Origin of the sequence: Marinobacter nanhaiticus D15-8W (assembly GCF_036511935.1) — a bacterium.
Taxonomy (GTDB): Bacteria; Pseudomonadota; Gammaproteobacteria; order Pseudomonadales; family Oleiphilaceae; genus Marinobacter_A; species Marinobacter_A nanhaiticus.
On sequence record NZ_AP028878.1, the window covers coordinates 3,058,090 to 3,082,267 of the forward strand.

Annotated in this window: 25 protein-coding genes and 2 tRNA genes; 4 read left to right on the forward strand and 23 right to left on the reverse strand. The window is 58.1% G+C overall.

What is annotated here, in order from left to right:
• Window positions 1-30: 30 nt before the first annotated feature.
• Window positions 31-906 carry a 4-hydroxy-tetrahydrodipicolinate synthase gene (dapA, locus tag RE428_RS13580; protein WP_004582567.1) on the reverse strand — a complete coding sequence of 292 codons (876 nt, stop codon included), beginning with the start codon at window positions 904-906 and terminating at the stop codon, window positions 31-33.
• Between the two features lie 218 nt (window positions 907-1,124).
• Here dapA and RE428_RS13585 point away from each other — a divergent pair, with 218 nt between their 5' ends.
• Entirely contained in the window at window positions 1,125-1,595 is a 471-nt protein-coding gene (locus RE428_RS13585; protein WP_004582568.1) for a peroxiredoxin, read from the forward strand.
• Window positions 1,596-1,679: 84 nt separating this feature from the next.
• Here RE428_RS13585 and RE428_RS13590 read toward each other — a convergent pair whose 3' ends face one another.
• Window positions 1,680-2,750, reverse strand: a complete 1,071-nt coding sequence (locus RE428_RS13590; protein WP_004582569.1) for an AI-2E family transporter — start codon at window positions 2,748-2,750, stop codon at window positions 1,680-1,682.
• A gap of 37 nt (window positions 2,751-2,787) precedes the next feature.
• On the reverse strand, window positions 2,788-3,015 hold the full coding sequence (locus RE428_RS13595; RefSeq protein WP_004582570.1) for a sulfurtransferase TusA family protein: 228 nt from the start codon (window positions 3,013-3,015) through the stop codon (window positions 2,788-2,790).
• Window positions 3,016-3,141: 126 nt separating this feature from the next.
• On the opposite strand from RE428_RS13595, the gene RE428_RS13600 reads away from it, so the two are divergent.
• A complete protein-coding gene (locus RE428_RS13600) occupies window positions 3,142-4,620 on the forward strand; it encodes a M48 family metalloprotease (RefSeq protein WP_004582571.1) in 1,479 nt (492 codons plus the stop codon).
• Window positions 4,621-4,869: 249 nt separating this feature from the next.
• Window positions 4,870-6,087: an integrase core domain-containing protein gene (locus tag RE428_RS13605; protein ID WP_227500176.1), complete on the forward strand. Its 1,218-nt coding sequence runs from the start codon at window positions 4,870-4,872 to the stop codon at window positions 6,085-6,087.
• Window positions 6,088-6,579: 492 nt separating this feature from the next.
• On the opposite strand, the gene nadA is transcribed toward RE428_RS13605, so the two are convergent.
• The 16 genes from nadA to RE428_RS13685 all read right to left on the reverse strand — a co-directional run bounded on the left by nadA (window position 6,580) and on the right by RE428_RS13685 (window position 19,666).
• Window positions 6,580-7,641, reverse strand: coding sequence for a quinolinate synthase NadA (gene nadA, locus RE428_RS13610; RefSeq protein WP_004582572.1), 1,062 nt, complete (start codon window positions 7,639-7,641; stop codon window positions 6,580-6,582).
• 427 nt (window positions 7,642-8,068) lie between these two features.
• Window positions 8,069-8,144: transfer RNA gene (locus tag RE428_RS13615), tRNA-Lys, on the reverse strand.
• A 58-nt stretch (window positions 8,145-8,202) separates the two neighbouring features.
• A tRNA-Lys gene (locus RE428_RS13620) sits at window positions 8,203-8,278 on the reverse strand.
• A gap of 135 nt (window positions 8,279-8,413) precedes the next feature.
• Complete coding sequence (gene ybgF, locus RE428_RS13625; protein ID WP_040882707.1) at window positions 8,414-9,172, reverse strand: tol-pal system protein YbgF; 759 nt, start codon at window positions 9,170-9,172, stop codon at window positions 8,414-8,416.
• 24 nt (window positions 9,173-9,196) lie between these two features.
• Window positions 9,197-9,766 carry a peptidoglycan-associated lipoprotein Pal gene (gene pal / locus RE428_RS13630; protein ID WP_004582574.1) on the reverse strand — a complete coding sequence of 190 codons (570 nt, stop codon included), beginning with the start codon at window positions 9,764-9,766 and terminating at the stop codon, window positions 9,197-9,199.
• Window positions 9,767-9,815: 49 nt separating this feature from the next.
• The gene (gene tolB, locus RE428_RS13635) at window positions 9,816-11,105 is read right to left on the reverse strand and encodes a Tol-Pal system beta propeller repeat protein TolB (RefSeq protein ID WP_004582575.1); all 1,290 of its coding nucleotides are present in this window, start codon (window positions 11,103-11,105) and stop codon (window positions 9,816-9,818) included.
• A gap of 39 nt (window positions 11,106-11,144) precedes the next feature.
• Window positions 11,145-12,197 carry a cell envelope integrity protein TolA gene (tolA, locus tag RE428_RS13640; protein WP_004582576.1) on the reverse strand — a complete coding sequence of 351 codons (1,053 nt, stop codon included), beginning with the start codon at window positions 12,195-12,197 and terminating at the stop codon, window positions 11,145-11,147.
• 6 nt (window positions 12,198-12,203) lie between these two features.
• Window positions 12,204-12,644, reverse strand: coding sequence for a protein TolR (gene tolR / locus RE428_RS13645; protein WP_004582577.1), 441 nt, complete (start codon window positions 12,642-12,644; stop codon window positions 12,204-12,206).
• A 71-nt stretch (window positions 12,645-12,715) separates the two neighbouring features.
• Window positions 12,716-13,408, reverse strand: a complete 693-nt coding sequence (tolQ, locus tag RE428_RS13650; protein WP_004582578.1) for a protein TolQ — start codon at window positions 13,406-13,408, stop codon at window positions 12,716-12,718.
• A 45-nt stretch (window positions 13,409-13,453) separates the two neighbouring features.
• Window positions 13,454-13,891 (reverse strand): tol-pal system-associated acyl-CoA thioesterase, encoded by a 438-nt coding sequence (gene ybgC / locus RE428_RS13655; RefSeq protein WP_004582579.1) that lies wholly within the window; start codon window positions 13,889-13,891, stop codon window positions 13,454-13,456.
• A gap of 2 nt (window positions 13,892-13,893) precedes the next feature.
• The gene (ruvB, locus tag RE428_RS13660; protein ID WP_004582580.1) at window positions 13,894-14,913 is read right to left on the reverse strand and encodes a Holliday junction branch migration DNA helicase RuvB; all 1,020 of its coding nucleotides are present in this window, start codon (window positions 14,911-14,913) and stop codon (window positions 13,894-13,896) included.
• Window positions 14,914-15,186: 273 nt separating this feature from the next.
• Complete coding sequence (gene ruvA, locus RE428_RS13665) at window positions 15,187-15,810, reverse strand: Holliday junction branch migration protein RuvA (protein ID WP_004582581.1); 624 nt, start codon at window positions 15,808-15,810, stop codon at window positions 15,187-15,189.
• A gap of 327 nt (window positions 15,811-16,137) precedes the next feature.
• Window positions 16,138-16,656 carry a crossover junction endodeoxyribonuclease RuvC gene (ruvC, locus tag RE428_RS13670; RefSeq protein ID WP_004582582.1) on the reverse strand — a complete coding sequence of 173 codons (519 nt, stop codon included), beginning with the start codon at window positions 16,654-16,656 and terminating at the stop codon, window positions 16,138-16,140.
• 33 nt (window positions 16,657-16,689) lie between these two features.
• Window positions 16,690-17,439, reverse strand: a complete 750-nt coding sequence (locus tag RE428_RS13675) for a YebC/PmpR family DNA-binding transcriptional regulator (RefSeq protein WP_004582583.1) — start codon at window positions 17,437-17,439, stop codon at window positions 16,690-16,692.
• Window positions 17,440-17,557: 118 nt separating this feature from the next.
• The gene (gene aspS / locus RE428_RS13680) at window positions 17,558-19,372 is read right to left on the reverse strand and encodes an aspartate--tRNA ligase (RefSeq protein WP_004582584.1); all 1,815 of its coding nucleotides are present in this window, start codon (window positions 19,370-19,372) and stop codon (window positions 17,558-17,560) included.
• A 39-nt stretch (window positions 19,373-19,411) separates the two neighbouring features.
• Window positions 19,412-19,666: an FmdB family zinc ribbon protein gene (locus tag RE428_RS13685; protein WP_004582585.1), complete on the reverse strand. Its 255-nt coding sequence runs from the start codon at window positions 19,664-19,666 to the stop codon at window positions 19,412-19,414.
• A 406-nt stretch (window positions 19,667-20,072) separates the two neighbouring features.
• Between RE428_RS13685 and fabR the strand changes: the two genes are divergently transcribed.
• Window positions 20,073-20,708 carry an HTH-type transcriptional repressor FabR gene (fabR, locus tag RE428_RS13690; RefSeq protein ID WP_040882709.1) on the forward strand — a complete coding sequence of 212 codons (636 nt, stop codon included), beginning with the start codon at window positions 20,073-20,075 and terminating at the stop codon, window positions 20,706-20,708.
• Between the two features lie 23 nt (window positions 20,709-20,731).
• Here the strand turns inward: fabR and RE428_RS13695 are convergent, their stop codons facing one another.
• The 4 genes from RE428_RS13695 to tadA form a co-directional block, all read right to left on the reverse strand.
• Complete coding sequence (locus RE428_RS13695) at window positions 20,732-21,166, reverse strand: HIT domain-containing protein (RefSeq protein WP_004582587.1); 435 nt, start codon at window positions 21,164-21,166, stop codon at window positions 20,732-20,734.
• A 2-nt stretch (window positions 21,167-21,168) separates the two neighbouring features.
• A complete protein-coding gene (locus RE428_RS13700; RefSeq protein ID WP_004582588.1) occupies window positions 21,169-22,518 on the reverse strand; it encodes a UDP-glucose dehydrogenase family protein in 1,350 nt (449 codons plus the stop codon).
• Between the two features lie 39 nt (window positions 22,519-22,557).
• Window positions 22,558-23,544 carry a UDP-glucose 4-epimerase GalE gene (galE, locus tag RE428_RS13705; RefSeq protein WP_004582589.1) on the reverse strand — a complete coding sequence of 329 codons (987 nt, stop codon included), beginning with the start codon at window positions 23,542-23,544 and terminating at the stop codon, window positions 22,558-22,560.
• A 65-nt stretch (window positions 23,545-23,609) separates the two neighbouring features.
• Complete coding sequence (tadA, locus tag RE428_RS13710) at window positions 23,610-24,143, reverse strand: tRNA adenosine(34) deaminase TadA (protein WP_004582590.1); 534 nt, start codon at window positions 24,141-24,143, stop codon at window positions 23,610-23,612.
• Window positions 24,144-24,178 lie beyond the last annotated feature (35 nt).

A 24,178-nucleotide genomic window follows, 5' to 3' on the forward strand; every position in this document is an offset into this window, starting at 1 on the left:
TTTCGCCCGCCCCCACCTGTTTGTGTGGACTCAAAGAACACCTGCGCTATTCAGCGCTTCCTCAACCTCAGCGTGGAACTTGGGATCGAGCGGTGTCAGTGGCAGGCGGATACCCTCGCCAATCAAGCCCATGCGATGCAGGGCCCATTTGACCGGAATGGGGTTGGCCTCGAGGAAGAGCTTACGATGCAGCGGCATCAACTTTTCATTAATGCTCTCCACGCGTGTGCGGTCACCGGCAATAGCCGCCTCGCAAAGGTCAGCCATGCCCCGTGGGGCGACGTTGGCGGTAACGGAGATATTACCCTTGCCCCCACATAGCATCAGGTCGGCTGCTGTTGCGTCGTCCCCGGAGTAGACCACCATACGGTCCTCGACACGACGGATCAGTTCCTCGCCCCGGGGAATATTGCCGGTCGCGTCCTTGATAGCAACGATATTGGGGATATCCGCCAGGCGCTCGACCGTCTCGTTCATCATGTCGCAGGCGGTGCGGCCCGGGACATTGTAGAGAATCTGGTCTACTGGAACGGCTTCGGCGATGGTGCGGAAATGGCGATAGAGTCCTTCCTGCGTCGGCTTGTTGTAGTACGGCACGACCAGCAGACAGGCATCGGCACCCAGTTTATGGGCCTCGGTAGTCAGCTCGATGGCTTCACGGGTAGAGTTGCCGCCCGTACCGGCGATCACCGGAATACGACCTTCGACCCGCTTGATAATGTGACCAATAACACGACAATGCTCATCTGGATCCAGTGTGGACGATTCACCGGTGGTTCCCACGGCTACAATACCGTGCGTACCGTTTTCCAGATGGAAATCAACCAGATTATCCAGCTGTTCCCAGTGCACTTCGCCATCCGGGTGCATGGGGGTGACCAGAGCGACGAGGCTACCAGTGATCATAAAGACTCCGTTCGCGTAAAACGGTAATGGTAATTGCGGGTGACTGGCGAAACAACCATTCCTTGGGCCGCCCGAGCTTACTTTTTATACCCGTGCGTATTTTTTATAGAAGTACGGGGGTCGTCTAACGTAAACCACATGCAGATTCGATCCAATTGGGGTGGTCGACCCTATAAACTTGCCTTATGAGATAACCTGAAAAAATGGAAGGAGACGCAATGAGCGCTGTTGAACTCAACAAGACGGTCCCGGATTTCACCGCCCCAGCGACGGGCGACAAGAACATCAGCCTGTCTGATTTTCGCGGCAGCAATAACGTGGTGATCTACTTCTACCCCAAGGACAGCACGCCGGGCTGCACTACCGAGGGGGGAGACTTCCGCGATCATCACGATGCCTTCGAGAAAGCCGATACGGTTATCCTCGGAGTCTCCCGGGACGGCATCAAATCTCATGAAAACTTCAAGGCCAAGCAATCGTTCCCGTTCGATCTGCTGTCCGATAAGGACGAAAGTCTTTGCAAGCTGTTCGACGTGATAAAGCTCAAGAAGATGTACGGCAAGGAGAGCTTGGGCGTAGAACGCAGCACATTCATTATCGATAAAGAAGGCGTGTTGCGGAAGGAATGGCGTGGTGTAAAGGTCAAAGGCCACGTTGAGGAAGTGCTGGAAGCCGTACAGAGCCTATAGGCATTCGGAGTTTCGATATCGGGCGCGGCGAACCCCGCCGCGCCTGTCATCTACCCGCATTACACACCATCCGAACAAGCGACTTTACGTTGCTTCGTTCTGTGATCCATGGTGAACCGGCCAGGCCGCAAAGATGGCCTTGAGCATGGTCGCCAGGGGAATCGCGAAGAAGACGCCCCACAACCCCCAGATACCACCAAAAAACAACACTGCGACGATAATGACCACCGGGTGGAGGTTATTGACCTCGGAAAATAGCACCGGCACCAGTACGTTGCCGTCGAGCGCCTGGATAATGCCGTAAATCACCATCAGCCAGATGAATTCGCTGCTCCAGCCGAAGGCAAACAGGCCGATCATGGCCACCGGTACGGTGACAACGGCCGCACCAATGTACGGGATCACCACGGACAGCCCCACCAACAGCGACAACAACGCGGCGTAAGGCAACCCCATGATGCGAAAGGCAACAAAAGTCACGCCTCCGACAATGACGATTTCGACCGCCTTACCGCGTACATAATTGGCGCATTGCTCGTTCACCTCATGCCAGATACGACGCATCATTGGACGCTGCTGAGGCAGCGTGGACGCCAGCGCGCTCATCAGCACATCCCGATCCTTGAGGAAGAAAAACACCAGTATCGGCAACAGAACCAGGTATATCAGGATCGCCATGACGTCCGGAATGCTGGACAGCGAGAAAGACACCAGCCACTGAGTGAAGTTGGCTGCCTCTGAAGTCACCTGCTGGTAAAGACTGTTGATCGACTCCATGGAGATAAGGTTCGGGTACTCCTGCGGCAGAAGCTCCAGATAGCTTTGCATCTCACGGAATATCCTGGGCGCCTCGCCGGCAAGCGACGTTAGCTGAATCCAGAGCAACGGCAACATACCCAGCAGGAAACCGACCAGCACACCGAGAAACAGGAGGTATACGAGGATGACCGCGACGGCGTTGGGCACACCATGATCAGTCAACTTGGTCACGAGACCCTGGAGAATGAACGCAATGATGACGGAAGCGATTACCGGCGCCAACGTATGGCCCAGCCAGATAATGCCCAGCGTCCCGATGATCAGCAGCAGAAAGAGGATGACGGCTTCATCATCGGAAAAGTACTTGTGGGCCAGGCCCCGAATAATTCTGACCATTAACAACTCCGGTTAGTGAGGAACCTTGAGCGGCCCCCTAATTGCCACAGCGTATCAAAAATCGGTACCGACCCTCTGATTCTTCTGACTTTTCCAGGGAATGAGAAGACAATTTCAGGAACGACGGGATATCTTCCGCAGATCCGGGGTCTGTAGCGATAACTTCGAGCGTTTCACCCGGCTGCATCGCGTTCAATTGGAGCTTGGTCTTGAGTAGAGGCATCGGGCAGCGTAGCCCGCTGGTATCCAGAAAATGATCTGACATGGGTTCCTTAAAATCGTGGAATGCTTCCAAAGTCTTTTAAATCTGTCATGATCCGCGCTGGCGCTACTGCGTTACACTTCAGTTATGCCAGCCTTGTCACGTACTTGGGAGTATATCAGGCCTGTTATGCATCTTGCTTCAGTCCCCCGCCGCCGACTTCACAATAAGTACATCAGGGGGCTCGCCGCGGGAATAGTCCTGAGCGTATCCGCGCTAACCCCCCTCCACGCCCAGGATACATCCCTGCCGACCCTCGGTGGCGTCGGTGGCGGTCTGATTTCCGATCAGCAGGAAGCCGCAATCGGACGGCAGGTCATGCAGTCGTTGCGCAGATCCGCTGAGCAGATCAATGATCCGCTGGTCGTGGACTATTTGGCCAGCGTTGTGTACCGATTGGTGCCGTACGCCCCACTGGAAAACCGCGACCTTAAGATGGTCGTCATCGATAGTCCCGCCATTAACGCATTTGCGGTACCCGGCGGCATCATCGGCGTCAACGGCGGCCTGTTCCTCAATGCCGAGACAGAGCAGCAGTTTGCGTCCGTGATGGCCCACGAATTAGCCCACCTGAGCCAGCGCCACTTTGCCCGGCGGATGGAGCAACAGGAAACCAGTGCCCCCATGACGATCGCCGGCATGCTGGCTGGCATTATCCTGTCAGCGGTGACCAAATCCGACGTTGGCATTGCCGCCATCGCAGGCACCCAAGCCCTGGCGGTGCAGAACATGCTGCAATACAGCCGGGCCAACGAGCAGGAAGCGGACCGGGTTGGTCTCGATATCCTGGCTGACGCGGGCATGGACCCGCGCGGCATGCCAGAGATGTTCGAAATCATGATGCGTCAGAACCGCATCCAGGGTGGGCAACCGCCCGAATACCTGTCCACGCACCCCCTGACCCAGAGCCGTATCGCCGACACCCGAAACCGGGCCAGTCAGTATCCGAACAAGGAACACGACGACACCCTGGAATACCATCTCGTGCGCGCGAGGCTCCAGGTACTCTACTCCCAGTCACCGCAGCAAGCCGTGGAAGTCTTCCAGGCCTATATCGACGGACGCGGCGAAATGGCGGAGCCGACGGCCCATTACGGTCTGGCCGTCGCCCATTTGCGCGCTGATCAGCCGGGACAGGCGGAGGCCATCCTTCGCGATCTTCTGGATAAAACGCCGGGGCGCATCACTTATCAAGTCACGCTGGCCGAAGCCTTGATGAAGAACGGCAAGGTCGATGAAGCGATCGCACTGATGCAATCCGCGCTGCACCGCAATCCCGGCAACTACCCTATCCTCTACCAGCTTGCAGCCGCCCAGTATGAGGCCGGCCATGCACAGCAGGCAGCCGACCTCTACACCCAACTGACGAACCAGTTTCCGGATAGCGTCGACCTGTGGCAGAAACTGGCCGACGCCGAAGGTCAGGCCCGAAATATCGTCGGCGTGCACCGGGCCCGGGCTGAATACTACATCCTGATGGGTGACCTGGAAGCCGCCCGCCGACAACTGCAGGAAGCTCAAAGCAAGGTTCCACCTGGTACGCCGGTACGGGAAATCGTGAGCCAGCGCCTATCCCAGGTAACAGACGCACTGGCCCAACGTCGTTAAGGAACAGTCTTTTGGTTCATCGCGGATTAGCGTGACAGGGAGCCGGGGTCGTCCGCACGAGTCATAAGACTATGGGCACCTTCGGCGCCTCAGAAGCTGAAGCATCTGCTACATGCTCGAGTTATCTGGAAATGTAGTCGACGCTTCAGAGGGTGTTGCAAAAGCTTGCGGTATTAAGCCTCTCTCCCCTGGCGGGTGTAGGCGGAAGTGTGCAAACCGGCAACATAGGTAACACCTCAAGCCGGGAACATGGGTTACACAAGTTACGGTATGGGCAAGGAGGACGCGCCCATGCCCTGGAAAGAGACTTGTGTAATGGATCTGAAGATGCAGTTGATCGCGGCCTGGCTGCAGGGCGGGCACGGTGTAAGCGATCTGGCCCGCGGCTACGGCATTAGCCGCAAGACGGCTTACAAGTGGATCAGGCGCTACCAGGAGGAAGGTGCCGGTGGGCTGCAGGAGCGCTCCCGAGCGCCGCACTATTGCCCACATGCAGTGACGGAGGACGTGGCTGAACAGATTGTGGCGATCAAGAAAGTCCATCCCAGCTTTGGCCCCAAGAAGGTTCTGGACCGCTTGCGTGAGCTAGAACCGGCGATGGCATTGCCGGCAGACAGCACGGCCGGTGAGATACTCAAAGCGGCGGGTCTGGTCAAGAAACGGCGCTACAAGCGGCCGTACCCGGCCGACCCGCAACCGTTTGAACTGGGTGATCGCAATAATGCGCTGTGGAGTGTGGACTACAAGGGGCAGTACCGGACGGCCGGCGGGCGCTGGTGTTATCCGCTCACGGTAACCGACAATGCCAGCCGTTATGTCTTGGGCTGTCATGGCGTGAGCGCAACAGACTACGTCCAGGCGAAGCCGATTATGGAATGGGTTTTCCATGAGTACGGTCTGCCGGAGGGGATCTTGTCCGACAACGGGGCGCCCTTCGCCAGTCGCTCAGCAGGAGGTCTGACGCGACTGTCGAAATGGTGGGTCGAGCTGGGCATTGGGGTGCATCGTAGCAAGCCGGGAACGCCCACACAGAATGCCCGTCACGAGCGCATGCACGGTTCACTGAATCGAGCAGTGGGTGGACGGATGCGCGGGACAAGCTTGATGCAGCAACAGACCACGCTGCAGGCATTCCGTGAGGAGTTTAACGAACAACGCAGCCATGAGGCGCTGGGCAGGCAAACACCGGCCAGCGTGTATCAGCCCTCAAGGCGTCGGTACTCGCCCGTGCTGCGCCCGATTGAATATAACGTGGACCAGGCGGTTCGCAACGTTCGTCACAACGGCGAAATCAAGTGGCAGGGCCATCTGATCTACATCAGCGGGCTGTTAGCCAGACATCGCGTAGGCCTGCAAGAGGTGGAGAATGACCGGGTCGAGGTGCGATACAGCACCCATCTGCTCGGTCATATTAACCTCAAAACCGCGCGATTGGAGCCCGCATGCGAGTGGCATGCGGGGGAATAGGTGTAACCCATGTTGCCGGTTCAAAGTGTTACCTATGTTCCGGTTGCACAAAGTAGCGAAGCAGCGCCTTCGCCCGCCGAAACGCCCAAAGCCTCTGGCGGCGGGCTGGGGCGCGGAGCGGAGGTTTGGAGAGAGGGGGACGAGGCAAAGCCTCGCTATAAGTCGGCGCTGGCAACGATGAGCGCCTGACGGCGCTACCCCCTCTCCCCGGCCCTCTCCCGCGAGGGGAGAGGGAGTTTATGACGGTACTTAGGGAGCACCGGCACTTTTGCAATACCCCCTTCAGCTTCGGAGCAGCCCACCGGACTGCCCATTGCCGGAACGCTTTCCGTTACACGGATTCCCGCTATAGTGCGATAACAATTTTTTTGCCGGGGTTAAGAAGAAGTTCGTGCTGCAGGAAACCAGCGTTTTTCCTGCAAACAGACGTTCTACGGAGGAACTTTCACTCCTCCTGGGCAACCTTGTAGTCAGGGAAAGCCCTACCGTCGGTCAGGCGTTACCCGCCGCCTTGAGGTTCATGGATGCAGTGAAGTCCAGCATCCGGCGTAGCGGTCGCAACGCATCCTCACGCAGTGCACCATCGACAAGAACTTCCTGATCCCCCGTGCGCAGGACGTGCAGCAGGTTCTCCAGGCCATTCATCGCCATCCAGGGGCAGTGAGCGCAACTGCGGCAGGTGGCGCCGTTGCCGGCGGTCGGGGCTTCGATCAGCGTTTTGTTTGGCGCCAATTGCTGCATCTTGTAGAAGATGCCGTTATCGGTAGCAACGATAAAGCGTTCGTTGGGCAAGGTCTGGACAGCGTTGATCAACTGGGAGGTCGAACCTACCACATCCGCAATCTCGACGACGGACTCCGGAGACTCCGGATGAACCAGGATCGCCGCATCGGGGTACAACGCCTTCAGGTCCTCGACACCGCGAGACTTGAATTCTTCGTGAACGATGCAGGAGCCATCCCAAAGCAGCATGTCCGCACCAGTCGTGCGTTCGATGTAGCGACCGAGGTGCTTGTCAGGAGCCCACAGGACTTTCTCGCCACGTGAATCAAGATGCTCGACGATGCTCTGGGCGCAGCTCGACGTCACGACCCAGTCCGCCCTCGCCTTAACGGCGGCTGACGTGTTGGCATACACCACCACCGTCCGGTCAGGATGCTGATCGCAGAAGGCGCTAAAATCTTCCGGCGGACAACCAATATCAAGGGAGCATGTAGCTTCCAGCGTCGGCATCAGCACGGTCTTTTCCGGGTTCAGAATCTTGGCCGTCTCGCCCATGAACTTCACGCCGGCAACAACGATGGTGGAAGCAGGATGCTGGTTGCCAAAACGGGCCATTTCAAGGGAGTCCGAGACACAGCCACCCGTTTCCTCAGCCAGACGCTGGATATCCGGATCAGTGTAGTAATGGGCGACCAGCACGGCGTCCCGCGCCTTCAACTCGGCCTTGATCTCGCCCTCCAGACGGTGCTTTTCGTCAGCGCTCAACGAACGGGGCTCCGCCTCGTGCGCGAGATGTTCCTTAACCAGAATTCTGTTGTCGGCGTTTGTCATGGAATCTCGTCTCTCAGTCAATACCCGGTTTCGCCTGCCCTCCGATTGGATCAGCGGAGGCCGGGCTCGCGTCCGGTTACGCGCAATCACGCTTTATCGATTTCTTTGTTTATATGGGCAATACGCCATTATACCACCCCGGATCAGACATTATTTCGTCATAAGCCTATGATAAGGCGAGCCTACCTTCCGCTGCATACAGTGCGCCGCGCTGGAACTCGATAAGCTCAGGAAATACGGATCGAAATTCGACTTCACCTCAGCAAATAACAGGCACAGAACGGTACGGCTCCAACGCTACGTAGATGCCGAAACGTGTGGGAGTATACGGAGAAACCGGGTGTTTACAATTCAGAGGCGCTATAACGAAAAAGGGAGCCCTGCAGGCTCCCTTTTCGCACCAGCACACGCTTGCGTGCTGTTTATGTGGTGGGTCGTGATGGATTCGAACCATCGACCAATTGGTTAAAAGCCAACTGCTCTACCAACTGAGCTAACGACCCGAAACAGTGTGGCGATATGCCAGGCCAGACGATGCTCGACAAGCCTTTCGGAATCAGGTGGTGGGTCGTGATGGATTCGAACCATCGACCAATTGGTTAAAAGCCAACTGCTCTACCAACTGAGCTAACGACCCAAACGAGGCGCATATGGTACGGATTTTTTGCGGGTTGGCAAGCCCTTTTCATAAAGGAAATCGCGCTTCTCCAACAAAAATTCTCTCCGCGCCGGCGACCTGTTTAAAGACTGATCACCTCACGGCCCGAGATGATCAAAGCTTGGTCAGATATTCGCTCGCCAGTTGTGCAGCATTGGAATCCGGGTATTTGCTGGACACGGACTGGAGAGTCTGCCGGGCCTCCTGATTATCGCCCATCCTTGCCTCGGCGACACCAAGCTTGTAGAGGGCATCCGGGGCCTTGCGATGGTCGGCAAAGCGAGTGGCCACGATGGAGAAGGCCTGCTTGGCCTGTTGCAACTGGGGCTTGACCAGATAGACCTCGCCCAGCCAATAGTAGGCGTTGACGGTCAGATCGCCTTCGGGATACTCGGAAATAAACGAATAGAGCCGGTCGATGGCCTGATCGTAGGCTCTGTCGTTACGAATCAGGTCGAGAATGGCATTGTAGGCCGCCTGTTCCTGCTCGGTTGGCTGGCGGTACTCACGGGTATCCTGTTGTTGCTGGGCCGTGGAGCCAGACGCCTCCTGCGGAGCCTCAGACGGTGCTGCAGGCGCTTCCGCCTGCTTTCGCGACAAATCGAGCAGACGCTGGTCCAGGTCGATGTACCGCTCGCGCGATTGTCGTGAGAGCTGCTCGAGCTTGTGCCGTTGTTCTTCGACCTCACCCTGCAGCCGTCGAACCTCCTGCTGCAATCGCTCGATCATGAAATACAGCTCGGCGTTGGCCTGATTTCCGCCCGCCTGCCGGCGCGCTTCGGAATCGGCATTCTGGTAAGCCGGTACTGTCGATTGCGCCAGGGCGCTACCGCAAAGCGATAGCGCCACAGCGGCCATGAGATATCGTCTCATGTGCCATACACCCCATTGCTGGTTTTATTGGTAGATCAGCTCTACACGGCGGTTCTGGGCATAGGCGCTCTCGGAGCTACCCATCGCCGCAGGCTTCTCTTCGCCATAGCTGACGGTTTCGATCTGGTCACGGGATGCGCCGTTCACGACCAGGAAGCGCTCAACGGCCATGGCGCGACGCTCGCCCAACGCCAGGTTGTATTCCTTGGTTCCGCGTTCGTCGCCGTGGCCTTCCAGACGCACACTGGCGCTAGGGTTGTTGGCCAGGTATTGGGCGTGAGCGATCAGCACATCGCGCGCCTCCGGCTTGATTTCAGATGTATCGAAATCGAAATAGAAGGTCGTGATCTTGCGCATGGCAGCCTGTTCCTGCTGCGAAGCGCGCTCGGCCTGGGCCGCACGCTCTTCATCGGTCATGGTGCCTGAAGTCACGCCGTCGGAACCTTCGCCGCCATATACTTCACTGCCGCCTTGCTGGTCGACGGCGGACACGTCGGAACCGTACCCCTCGTCCTGGGTAGCGGTCGAACTACAGCCGGCCATGACGCCCATGGCAACCAGCAGTGCGAGAAACTTCGAATAGGTACGAATCATTTTGTCTTATCCTTGATTGGGTTGCTTAGAGTTTAGCGCTTTATTGACGTCAATTGATAAAGGGAGACCAGGCCGGCTCACGTACATCCCCGTAACGGGATGGCAGGATGTAATTGGAACCACCATCCGCAGAGATGACCGCAAGCACGCTCTTGCCTTCCTGTTGCGTTGCATAGATCAGTAGACGTCCGTTGGGAGCCACACTAGGTGACTCATCCAGTTTGCTCCGGGTCAGGACCGTTTCCTGTCCGGTTTCGATATTCAACCGCGCGATATGGAACGCCGAATCACGCTGATGAACATAGAAGACGTTGTCGCCGTCCGGACCGAAGCGCGGACGGGCGTTGTAACGGCTGCCGAAGGTCAGGCGCCGAAGATCGTCGCCATCGGCATCCATCACGTAGACTTGAGGGCCACCTGAACGATCTGACGTAAAGACAATCTGATCGCCATCAGCAGACCAGCTAGCCTCTGTGTCGATAGCCCAATGATCGGTCAGACGGGTCAGGCGGCGGCTGTCGATATCCATCTTGTAGATTTCCGCATTACCGTCACGGGACAGGGTCATCAGCATGGATTCGCCATCTGGCGACCAGGCTGGCGCTGAGTTAAGTCCGGGGAACTGTGCGATACGCACCCGGTCGCCACTTCTCAGGTTCTGGATATAGATTGCTGGGCGACCGGTCTCGAAAGACACGTAGGCCAGCTTTTGCCCGTCCGGCGACCATGCCGGCGACAGGATCGGCTCGTTCGACTTCAGCCGCACGCGGGTCCGTTTGCCATCGACATCACTGACGTTTAGCCGGTAAACCCGCTGATTACTCTCCATATCCAGGGTGACGTAAGCGATCTTGGTCGAGAACACACCCTTGTTCCCGGTAATGGCTTCGTAGATGCGATCACTGATGTGGTGCCCCAATCCCCGCAAGTTGTCGCTGGACGACGAAGCCGTTCCACCAAGAATCCGCTGCTCGCGGTTAACATCGAACACCTCGAAGCGGGCTTGGACCTTGCCCCCCTCGCCCGGTGAAAGCTGGCCTACGACCAGGTATTTCTGTCCCAGCAATCGCCAGTCACGGTAGAAGACGTCATCCGAGCTCGTCGGCAGGCTCAGCATGCGGCTCGTTTCCAGAGGGTCGAACTCACCGCTCATGGCAAGATCATCGCGCACGATCTGACCGATGTTCTCCGAGACCTGAACGCCGCCGGACTCGCCGAAAGGTACTATAGCAACGGGAATCGCATTCTCCGCGCCCTCGGTTATCCGGATCAGTAGCTCAGCCTGGACAGGCAGGGCCATCAAGCCTGCCAGTATCAGGGTCACAATCACACGCATCATTCTGGGCACCTGTCTCTCTTCGTATTTAGCAACTCGCGCTTAGCGACCTAGTTGCTCTTCATCAAACTGGATCCGGAACGTCCTGAAATAGCTGTTGAAGACCTGCTGGTCCTCAGGCACAGGGAAAGTTTCCACACTGCGCACGGCACTCAGCGCCGAATCATCGAAAGCTTTGCTACCACTGCCCTCGACAATTCTGACAGTCACTAGCTCCCCTGTAGGCAGCAAGGTAATCTCCAATGTAGTCGCCATGTCGTCCGTCGCCGACGACGGGATGTACCATGCATTGGTCAAGCGCTGACGGATCAACGCTTCGTATTTTTCGCTCTCAGACGCCATGCGTGCCTCGCGAGCTCTCGCCGCTGCCGCGGCTTCTTTCCTGGCCTGAGCGGCGGCAGCCTGCTCCTGTTGCGCCTCAGTTGCCAGGGCCGCCAATTGTTCCTCACGGCGGCGCCGTTCTTCCTCCTGACGCTTCTGCTCAGCCAATCGGCGTTCGCGCTCTTCCTGCTCCCGCCGTTGACGTTCGGCCTCTTCCTTGCGCCTTTGTTCCTCGGCTTTACGTTTTTCTTCAGCAGCCTTGGCTTGAGCTTCCTTCCGTTGGCGCTCCTCTTCGGCCTTACGGGCCTCCTCTGCCTCTCGCCGTTCCTCTTCCGCCTTGCGCTGGGCTGCGGCCTTGGCTTCGGCTTCCGCCTTCTTGCGGGCTTCTTCAGCTTTTGCCGCTGCTTCCGCCTGCTTCTTTTTCTCTATCAGCAGCTGCTTCTGGCGCTCCTCTTCCTGGCGGCGTTTTTCCTCTTGCGCCCGCTGTTCGGCCTTCTTGCGCGCCTCCTCAGGATCCGGCTTGGGTTCAGGCTCGGGTTCTGGAGGTTGGGCTTTAGGCTGCGGTGCAGGCTGCGCCTGTGGCGCCTGAGGTTCAGGCATAATCAGCCGGGCCGATATATTCCGCGGCGGCGGCTCATGACTGGGTGTCGACCAGGTCCAGCCCACCAGCGCGAAGAACATGATCGCGGCATGCAATACCAGCGATAATGCAATCGGGCTCTTCCAGGGTGGACGTGCAACGTAGTCGTTGGGCTCGCGTTTATTCTCCAACACAACCGGTTAACCTTGCGGCTCCTCAGTGATCAAGCCGACACTCGTTGCGCCTGCCGTCTGCAGCGTCGCCATGAGGCGCACCACCGTTCCATAGTCGACATTCTCGTCGCCACGTACCAATACATCGCGCTGACTACGGCCGGCCAGTATCTTGCTTACCTGTTGATTCAGATCGCCCAGCGCCATGGGTTCGGATTCTTCGTCGCCGACCTCCATATAATAGGCGCCGTTGGCATCGACAGACACTATGACAGGCTCAACGTCTTTCTGTGCCTGAATAGGATCGGATGTAGTCTCTGGCAGATCGACCTTGACCCCTTGGGTCATCATCGGCGCCGTGACCATGAAGATAACCAGCAGCACGAGCATGACGTCGATATAGGGCACGACGTTGATCTCGGCCATGGGTTTGCGGCGGGGAACCGACGTTATACCTGCGCTTTTCATCGCACCTCACCCCTTTCAGTCGTGAAGTCCCTGCCTGGCAGGGCCCCATGGTTGATCGTATCAGCCGGCATTCAGGCTGCCCGGCCCTTTTCGGAGCTATGCACGCGACGGTGCAGGATGCTGGAGAATTCTTCAGCGAAGGTTTCGTAGTTTTTCAGCAGCGCATCCGACTTGGCCGCAAAACGGTTGTAGGCAATGACCGCCGGAATGGCCGCGAAAAGACCCATGGCCGTGGCAATCAGGGCCTCGGAAATCCCCGGCGCAACCGTCGCCAGTGTAGCCTGCTGAACCTGTGCAAGACCGCGGAATGAATTCATGATCCCCCAGACGGTACCGAACAGGCCGATGTATGGGCTCGTGGAGCCAACCGTCGCCAGGAATGGAAGGTGCGCTTCCAGACGCTCCTGCTCCCGCGACAGGGCAACGCGCATGGCTCGCTGGGTACCGTCCATCACCGCATCAGGGTCCTGGCTTTGCTGGCGCAGGCGGGAAAATTCACGGAAGCCGGCACGGAAAACGGATTCCATACCACTGTGGGGCGTCGGCTTGTTGCTGGCATCACGGTACAGCTGACCCAGATCCATGCCGGACCAGAACTGTTCCTCGAACGCCAACTGGGCCTTACGGGCCTTCTTGAATACCTGGAGACGCTGAAAGATCAACCCCCAGGAAATGACCGACGCCAGCACCAACAGCAGCATGACGAGTTGCACTAGCAAACTGGCGTTGGCTATAAGACTCCAAACCGACAGATGTGACTCCACTTTTTACTCCTGGCTCTTGTCATTGCTGGCCCCGCAAGGCCGGTTCTATTCTGTTTTTTCCTTTGCGCTTTCAGCACCCGCGATCGCCCGCATAGCGTCCGGCAGTGCCCGGGGCCTGCCGGTATCGAGTGCGACACATGCAACTTTCACATCGGCTTCGGTCAGCAGTGCTCCATCTGACTGGCGGATAACCCGCTGGTTGAAGCCCATCCAGACCCGGCCGCATTCCACCAGGTCCGCCGTCACCCATATCTCGTCATCCAGTTTGGCTGGCTGCCGGAAATGGATCGACATTTTCTGAACCACATAGCTGACGTTTTCTTCCAGCCCGCTACGCAGCGCCACACCCTGGCTGCGCACCCATTCGGTACGGGCCCGTTCCATAAAATGCAGGTATCGGGCGTGATAGACGATACCACCGGCATCCGTATCCTCGATATAGACGCGTATTGGCCAACGGAACGAATCTGGGGTTACCGCCATCCTCATGCTCCCTCTTCCGCTTTCGGCGGTGTCACACCGAAATGGAGATAGGCCTGATTTGTTGCCATGCGACCACGCGGTGTGCGTACCATGTACCCCTGCTGGATCAGGAACGGCTCGAGTACATCCTCGATCGTGCCACGTTCTTCACTGATGGCAGCGGACAGGCTTTCGACACCCACAGGACCGCCATCAAACTTCTCGATCATGGCCAGCAGCAGGCGCCGGTCCATGTGGTCGAAGCCCTGATTGTCGACTTTCAGCATATTCAGTGCCAGATCGGCCACTTCTGAAGTAATCACGCCATCAGACTTAACTTCCGCATAGTCACGTACCCGGCGCAGCAAGCGGTTGGCGATACGCGGGGTACCACGGGAACGGCGAGCAATTTCCAGGGCGCCGTCGCCTTCAACCGACACGCCCAACAACGAAGCTGACCGTTTGACGATATGGGTCAGGTCGGCGGTGTTGTAAAATTCCAGGCGCTGTACGATGCCGAAACGGTCCCGCAGAGGCGAGGTCAGCAAACCGGCCCGGGTCGTCGCACCAACCAGCGTGAATGGCGGAAGGTCCAACTTGATGGAACGGGCCGCGGGCCCTTCGCCAATCATGATATCCAGTTGATAGTCCTCCATCGCCGGATAGAGCACTTCCTCTACCGCCGCATTCAAACGATGGATTTCGTCGATGAAGAGGACATCCCCCTCTTCCAAGTTGGTCAGCATCGCCGCCAGATCGCCGGCCTTTTCAAGCACCGGGCCGGAGGTGGTCTTAATGGCAACCCCCATCTCATTGGCAATAATATTGGCAAGAGTGGTCTTACCGAGACCGGGCGGGCCAAAGATGAGGACATGGTCGAGGGCTTCCCGGCGACCACGAGCCGCAGAGATGAAGATTTCCATCTGCTCACGAACCGTCGGCTGACCAACGTATTCGGACAGCAAGGTGGGTCGAATAGCACGATCCTGTACATCTTCAAACGCACTGCTTTGCGGTGAAATCAGGCGATCGGATTCAATCATGGCATTGGTTCGCGGGCATCCGTTGTGTTTAGGAACCTTTGTGCATGTTGGTTGCGGGTTCCCTAATCTGTATTCTGCGGCGACGCTTCAACGCTGTTTGATGTTCATTTTACAAACGCCATTACGACTGTCACGTTACGCTCCGGACAGAATCCATTAACTCATCAATAAAAATGCTAATCAAACCAAGGAATCGGTGGCCAAGTCCAGCAACACGAGCCCTGGACTGCAACAGAGGAATAGAGAATCTCGCGCCAGGTGGCCAGGCACCATTTAGCTGGCCGGGATCATGCTCTTCAGGGCAAGACGGATCATATCCTCCGAGCTCATCCCTTTTTCTGCGACACGGCTGACGGCCTTGGCTGCTTCCTGCGGCTTGTAACCCAAGGTTATCAGCGCGGCCTCCGCCTCGTCTTCCGGCTTATGTACCGGCATGGATTCCGGGCTCGTGGATAGATCCGGCGTTTGCGCATTGATTTGTGGCATGCCTTCCAACTTGCCGAGACGGTCGCCCATCTCGATCAGCAGTCTTTCTGCCGTTTTCTTGCCGACCCCAGGAATCTTGACCAGAGCGGCCGCATCGCGGTTGTCGACACAGCGGACGAACTGTTGTGAGTCGAGTCCGGAAAGAATCGCCAGCGCCATTTTAGGCCCGACACCGTTCACTTTGATCAATAGACGGAACAGATCCCGGTCAAGGCGGGCAGCAAAACCATAGAGGTTATGCGCATCCTCGCGGATGGAGAGATGGGTATAGAGGGTAACGTCCTGCCCGGTCTCCGGCAGATGAAAGAAGGTGGTATAGGGTATATCCAGCTCATAGCCGAGGCCGGCGCATTCGACCAGGACATGGCCCGGCACTTTTTCGATCAGTCTTCCCCGGATCTGTGCTATCACGACAACACTCCCTGCAAACCGCCCCTATTCAACGAGCCGGTACATTATTGTGGTAACCAGACCAGTGTCCCGTCTGGTTAATTCGTTGACCTACTGCGTGTCGCTGGCCGCTCTGGTCAAGGCGACAGGCCGCAGGTGTGGTGGTTCCACATCAAGGACTGGCAACGCAGATCCAGAGCGGCCAGCGCCACGCCCTCCGGGAGCGCCTGAACGCTTTGAGAGCGGTGTTGCGCCAGCTCGATTTGGAACCACCAAACCTTCGCTGCCGCGCCTTGCTCTCAAAGCGTTCAGACGCTCAGTAGATCAGCGAATTAACCAGACGGGACACTAGCTCAACCGCCCCCTGCGGACGCGGCTGCCGGCGGATATACGCCCGATACTCTGGCTCATGTGAGCATGGCAGAGCGCGATCGCCAGGGCGTCGGCGGCATCGGCCTGGGGCTTACGCCCCAGGGACAGGATGCTTTGCACCATGTGCTGGACCTGGGTCTTGTCCGCCCCACCCTTGCCGACCACCGCCTGCTTGACCTGGCGCGCCGAGTATTCGTGCACCGCAAGACCACTATTGGCAGCGGTCACGATGGCCACGCCCCGGGCCTGGCCGAGTTTTAATGCCGAGTCCGGATTGCGCGCCATAAAGACCTGTTCGATGGCAAACTCGTCGGGCCGGTACTGGTCGATCAGGGTGGCAAGACCCTGGTAGATGATCTGCAACCGTTCCGCCATGGACTTCTCGCCCATGCGGATACAGCCGCTGTCCAAATACTCTGTGTGCCTGCCCGCATTGCGAATGATGCCATAGCCGGTAATACGCGAGCCGGGGTCAACGCCAAGGATTATCGACACAACCAGCCCCGGGTTCCGGCGGACCGCCAACCGTCAGCCATTTAACTCGTCCATGATCTCGGCGGGTATGTCCGCATTGGAATAGACATTCTGGACATCGTCCAAGTCTTCGAGCATGTCGATGAGTTTGAGGATGGTTTCCGCCGTCTCCCGATCAAGGGTGACATAGGTCGCCGGCACCATGGTGACTTCAGCGTTATCCGGCGTATGACCCGAAGCAACAAGTGCCTCCTTTACGTCAAGGAATTGCTCCGGCAGGGTCACGATTTCATAGGAGCCGTCGTCCTGCTCCGCCACGTCCTCGGCGCCTGCTTCAAGCGCCGCTTCCATAAGGGCGTCTTCGTCGGTCTCCGGGCCGTAGCTGATAATGCCCTGCTTGCTGAACAGGAAGGCCACCGAACCGTCGGTACCCAGGTTGCCGCCAAACTTATTGAAGGCGTGGCGCACCTCCGCCACCGTGCGATTACGGTTGTCGGTCATGGCCTCGACAAAGATGGCCACGCCATTCGGTCCGTAGCCTTCGTATGTCAGCTCTTCGTAATTGGTATCGTCGGCGCTGCCCGCACCACGCTCGATGGCCCGCTCCATGGTGTCTTTCTTCATGTTGGCGGTGAGCGCCTTGTCGACGACGGCGCGAAGGCGGGGATTGTCGTTGGGATCAGCACCGCCCTGGCGGGCAGCGACGGTCAATTCACGAATCAGCTTGGTAAAGATCTTGCCTTTCTTGGCGTCCTGGGCAGCCTTGCGATGTTTGATGTTGGACCACTTGCTGTGTCCTGCCATGTGTCACTCCAACAGATCTTGTCGCTTCAAGAACTCGTATCGCTGCAAAAATCGACGCGTCACGCCATCGAATCGACGATCCGCCCCAACGTCGTCGTCGGAGCGGAACGTCTCTGCATCAGGCTTTCTTGGAAACCGTTTTCTCGTCTGCCTCGCTCGGCTCCTTGGCCAGGGCTGGCTTGCGCAGACGGATGTGCAGTTCACGCAGTTGACGCTCATCCACTTCACCCGGCGCCTGCGTCATCAGGCAGGTCGCGCTCTGGGTTTTGGGGAAAGCAATCACGTCGCGGATGGACGAAGCGCCGGTCATCAGCATGACCAGACGGTCGAGCCCGAAGGCCAGGCCGCCGTGAGGCGGGCAGCCGAACTTCAGGGCATCCAGCAGGAAGCCGAACTTGGCACGGGCCTCTTCCTCACCGATACCGAGGATACGGAAGACCGCCTGCTGCATGTTCTCGTCGTGGATACGGATCGAACCACCGCCCAGCTCTGTGCCGTTTAGGACCATATCGTAGGCCCGGGAAAGCGCATTGGCAGGTTCCGCCGCCAGATCTTCCGGAGAGCAGGAAGGCGCTGTGAACGGATGATGGATCGCGGTCAGTTCGCCGTTCGAATCTTCCTCGAACATCGGGAAGTCCACCACCCACAGCGGCGACCATTCGGCGGTCAGCAGGTTTAGGTCATGGCCCAGCTTGATCCGCAGTGCGCCCAGCGCTTCGTTGACGACCGTGGTCTTGTCCGCGCCGAAGAAGACGATATCGCCGTCTTCTGCACCAACGCGCTCGATGACCGCCAGCGCCACATCGTCACCCAGGAACTTGATGATCGGCGACTGCAGACCGGCAGCGCCCTGGCCAAGATCGTTGACCTTGATATAGGCCAGGCCCTTGGCGCCGTAGATGCCGACAAACTTGGTGTAGTCGTCGATCTGCTTGCGGGTCAGTTCGCCGCCCTTGGGCAGGCGCAGCGCTGCAACACGGCCCTTGGGATCCTTTGCCGGTCCGGCAAAGACCTTGAAGTCGACGCTTTCGACCAGGTCTGCCACGTCGATCAGTTCCAGCGGGATACGCAGGTCAGGCTTGTCACTGCCGTAGCGCTTCATGGCTTCGGCGTAACTCATGCGCGGGAATTCCGGAAGGTTAACTTCCAGCAGATCACGGAACAGCTCGCGAATCATGCTTTCGGTGATACCCATGATGCCCTCTTCATCGATGAAGGAGCTCTCCAGGTCCACCTGGGTGAATTCCGGCTGACGATCGGCGCGCAGGTCCTCGTCACGGAAACACTTGGCGATCTGGTAGTAGCGATCGACACCGGACACCATCAGCAACTGCTTGAACAGCTGAGGCGATTGCGGCAACGCGAAGAAGGACCCTTCGTGAGTCCGGCTCGGCACCAGATAATCGCGGGCGCCTTCCGGGGTGGCGCGTGTCAGGATGGGAGTTTCCACATCCATGAAGTCATTGCGGTCCAGGAAATTGCGGATGTAGCTGGTCACCTTGGAGCGGAAACGCAGACGGTTGAGCATTTCCGGACGGCGCAGATCGACGAAGCGATAGCGCAGGCGTACGTCCTCGCCCACATCCACGTGCTCATCGAGGGGGAACGGCGGGGTGGCGGCAGCGTTGAGGATAACCAGCGACTTGCACAGCACTTCCACCTGGCCGGTCGGCATATTCGCGTTTTCAGTACCCGCCGGGCGACGGCGAACGCGGCCCTTGATCTGGATAACGAACTCGCTGCGCACCTTCTCAGCCAGTTCGAAACTTTCGGGAGTATCCGGATCCACCACGATCTGGGACATGCCGTCACGATCACGCAGATCCAGGAAGATAACCCCACCATGATCGCGGCGACGATGAACCCAGCCGCAGAGGGTTACGTCCTGATCGATGTGTGATTCGTTGATTCCACCGCAATAGTGACTGCGCATACCCTTTCCCGTTAATCAGTTTTCAGTGTGTTCACAGACTCAGCCGGCGGTGGGCTCAGTCTTGCTCTTGGAGCCGGACTCACCGCCCTTCTCCACCAGATTCTTCTTGCTGCCCGTCTTGAAATCCGTCTCATACCAGCCGGTGCCGGACAGACGAAAACCCGCGGCCGAGATCCGCTTACGGAAAGATTCGGCGTCGCAGGCGGGACACACCTTCAACGGCGCATCGCTCATATTCTGGATAACATCTTTCTCGTGACCGCACGCGTCACAGACATACTCATAAATCGGCATGGACTACTCCCCACAACACAACCAACACCAGCGAACTCACCCCGCTCAGGGCACTCTAACCCCGTCGCACTGGAGCGCTGGTCATATCATCGGAAAACCGCCGAGCCTGCGGAAACGGCGCGATCAACCCTTCTGGGCGTCAGCACACGCTTCTGGAAACTGGCCAGAGCGGGTTCAGCCACGGGAAAGCCACCTGTTTGCTAGCCAAGATCGGCCATCGGCATCCGCCCCCCGTGAAAGGCCGCATATTATAAACATAACCGCCGGCAAAATCAGGCAGGCGAACCAGTGATTTCCATCAATCCGTCTGGCGTGATGGCGAAAACCTTCTTCATGACGGGTAGATGACGCCCTCTCTCGCGAACGGTAACATGTTGTCGCCTGAAAACTGCAGTTGGAGAACGATGTGTCTGCCCGTGCCGAACAAAAACTGAAGACCCGCCGCGCCCTCATGGACGCCGCCTTGCGCCAGCTCAGCGCCGATCGCGGGTTCGGCAGCCTGAGCCTGCGGGAAGTGGCTCGGGAGGCTGGGATCGCGCCCACGTCGTTCTATCGTCATTTCGCCGAATTGGACGAACTGGGCCTGGCACTGGTGGACGAAGGCGGTGTAGCGCTGCGCCAACTGATGCGACAAGCGCGTAAACGTATTGCCCGCAATGGCAGCGCCATCAATACCTCCGTGGACACCTTCATGGAGTACCTGAACAACAACGCCAACCTGTTCCGACTCATGCTGCGGGAGCGGACGGGGGTCTCGAAAACATTCCGGACGGCGATCCAGGCGGAAATCGACCATTTCGTCACCGAACTGGCCGATGACCTGCGACGATTTGCGGAAGAACGGGGCAAGCCGCTTTCCGATGCGCGCATGGTGGCGGAAGCGATGGTAACCCTGGTATTTAACCAGGGAGCCGAGGCCCTCGACGCCACGACGCGGGAAAAGGAAGAGCTGCAGACTAAACTGAAGACCGAACTTAGGATGATTCTGCTGGGGGCACAAAGCCTCGCTCGCCAGAGCGCCAGGACGGCGGGAAGGCGCTAATAAGTCCGGTTCGGTTCCCTGCCTCAGGAAACCGAACGGAAAGCCGAAACCACCGGCACCAGTTTCTTCTGCACCTCACGCAATTCCGCTTCGGTGTACGCCGCAGGCGGCACCACACCCCACACGGGGCCCGGCCACGCCGGATCACTCTCATAGCGAACGACGTGATGTAGGTGAAGTTGCGGCACCATGTTTCCCAGCGCCGCAATATTCAGCTTATGCCCTTCAAAGGCGTTCATCATGGCTTCGCCGATGGCACTGGATTCGCGCAGTAGGCGTTGCTGGTCTGGCGGTGAGAGTTCGTAGAGTTCCCGGACGCCTACCCGCTGGGGGACGAGCAGGAGCCAGGGATAGTTGCGGTCGTTCATCAACCGCAACTCACTTAACTCACTCTTGGCCAACGGGATGGTATCTTCGGCCAGTTTTTCATGCAGGACAAAAGCTTCTGCCCCACTCATAGTTAACTCCCAGTAGCGGAGAACTGATTCTTACCTCTACCTATAGCGTAGTAGACAAGTCCGTGACGCTCGACCATCTCCGGTGCATACAGGTTACGGCCATCGAAGATCGCCGGATGGGACAGTGTCTGGGCAATGGAAGCGAAATCCGGCGAACGGAATTCCTTCCACTCGGTACAGATCACCAGGGCATCGGCGCCTTTCAGGGCCTGCTCCTTGGTGCCGCACAGTTGTAGTCCCGGCTCATTGTCGTAGATACGCTGGGTTTCCTCCATGGCTTCCGGGTCGAATGCCTGGACCTTGGCCCCGACCTTCCACAGGGATTCCATCAGACGACGCGAAGACGCTTCGCGCATGTCGTCGGTGTTGGGCTTGAACGCCAACCCCCATAGGGCGATCGTCTTGCCTTCTAGCTCACCGCGGAAGTAGTGGCTGACCTTGTCGAACAGGACGTGCTTCTGCGCCATGTTGACGTGCTCCACAGCCGTCAGCAGCTTGGCCTCGTAATCACAGTCACGGGCCGTGCGTGTCAGCGCAGTGACATCTTTTGGAAAACAGGAACCGCCATAACCGCAACCGGGGTAGATAAAGTGGTAGCCAATCCGTGGATCGGAACCAATGCCACGACGTACGTGCTCGATATCGGCGCCCAGACGCTCTGCCAGGTTGGCAATTTCGTTCATGAAGCTGATCTTGGTCGCCAGCATGGCGTTGGCAGCGTACTTGGTGAGCTCGGCCGAACGCAGATCCATGAAGATCATGCGATCGTGGTTGCGGTTGAACGGGTAGTAGATTTCCCGCAGGACGTCCTCGGCCCGCTTGCTCTCGGTACCGACGACAATGCGGTCCGGCTTCATGAAATCGGCCACCGCGGCACCCTCCTTCAGGAATTCGGGGTTGGACACCACGTCGAATTCCAGCTCCATACCGCGCTTGTCCAGCTCGGAACGCACAGCGCCGCGTACCTTGTCGCCGGTTCCCACGGGAACCGTGGATTTATCGATCACGACCTTGTAACCGGTCATGTGTTCACCGATGGAACGCGCCACCGCAGTAACGTACTGCAGATCTGCCGAACCATCCTCGTCCGGCGGCGTGCCGACGGCAATGAACTGAACTTCGGCATGATTGACCGCTTCCGCGGTATCGGTGGTGAACAGCAGGCGGCCCGCCGAGACGTTATGGGTCACGATGGACTCGAGGCCGGGCTCGTAGATCGGGATGATGCCATTGCGCAATTTCTCGATCTTTCCCGGATCGACGTCCATGCACAGCACTTCGTGGCCCACATCCGCCAAACAGGCGCCTGTAACGAGGCCAACATATCCCGTTCCGAAAATCGTAATCTTCATGCAGCTTTCCTTTTAAACGTTCTAGATTCGCAAATCCGTTTAGCGTTTCTGACGAGCTTGCCAGATCTTTTCCCAGGCCAGCGCATTCCCCACAATCGTGTCGAGTTCGTCGTAATCGGGTTGCCAACCCAGGGTTCTTGTAATCTTTGAATTATCAGCCATCAGGGCTTCAGGATCGCCAGCCCGGCGGTCGGTTTCCTTGACCGGGAAATCGCTGCCGGACAAGCGTTTCACCACATCGATCACTTCACGCACGGTGAACCCACGGCCGTAGCCGCAGTTCAGTACTTCGGACTGACCACCGCGTTTCATGTAGTCGAGAGCCATGACATGAGCCTTGGCCAGATCTTCGACGTGGATGTAGTCGCGGACGCAGGTGCCATCGCGGGTGTCGTAGTCGGTACCAAAGATCTGCATACCGTCGCGTATCCCGTTGACGCATTCGCAGGCCACTTTGATCAGGTGCGTGGCTTCCGGCGTCGCCTGTCCCAGGAGCCCATCCGGATTGGCACCCGCCACATTGAAGTAGCGCAGTATGACGTAGTTCAGCGATGAGGCTGCCGCCAGGTCCATGATCATGCGCTCGCTCATCATCTTCGACGCCCCGTAGGGATTGATTGGCGCCAGGGGCATATCTTCCGTAAGGACCTGTGCATCAGGCATGCCATAAACCGCTGCGGTGGACGAAAACACCATGTAGGGCGTCTTGTACCGCTCGATGGCCTTGAGCAGATTGAGGGTATTACGGGTGTTGTTACTGTAGTATTTCAGCGGATTGGAAACGGATTCCGGCACCACAATGTTCGCGGCGAAGTGCAGCACTGCCTCAAAATCGTGCGCGCCGAAGAGTTCGTCCAGCGCACCTTCATCGGCGACATCGCCAACGACCAGCTCGCCATGGGTTACGGCCCAGCGGTATCCCGTGGACAGGTTGTCATAGACCACCACATCGTGACCGGCCTCGCCGAGCTGGCGTACGACATGACTACCAATGTACCCGGCTCCGCCGGTGACCAGAACTTTCATAGCTTTCCCTTTCCGTCATTGCCTGCTATTTCATCCGGCATCATCCAATGCCAACAGGCTTCGTTTTATGGTCCAGACGGCCTTGGCGCCTGGGCGCTACACTTCCGTCTTGCCTTTGCTGCCCTGCGCCGCGCTGCAAAGAAGTCGCTGATAACCTCGCTGCACCGCTCGGCCTGTACGCCACCCGTTGTGGCCACACGCCAGTTCATCGCGTCACTATCAAGTATCTGCGCGGAAGACTCAACCGCACCAGCCTTGGGCTCGGTAGCGCCATAGACCAGCCGGGAAATACGCGCGTGGACTATGGCGCCCGCACACATGGTGCAAGGCTCGATGGTGACATAGAGGGTGGCGCCGCTCAGACGGTAGTTGCCAACACGGCAAGCGGCATCGCGAATGGCGCGAATTTCAGCGTGCGCCGTAGGGTCGCTGCCGGAAATGGGTGCGTTGAACCCGGCTCCGACTTCCCGCCCCTCCAACACGACGACGGCCCCAACCGGCACTTCGCCGATTGAGGCCGCCTGGCCGGCCAATGCAAGCGCACGATCCATCCAGCGCGCGTCCTCACGCGCCTGATCAACCGTTTCCGCTACTGCCATCGTCGCGCCTACTCCTTCAACCGTGGGCTAGCCGT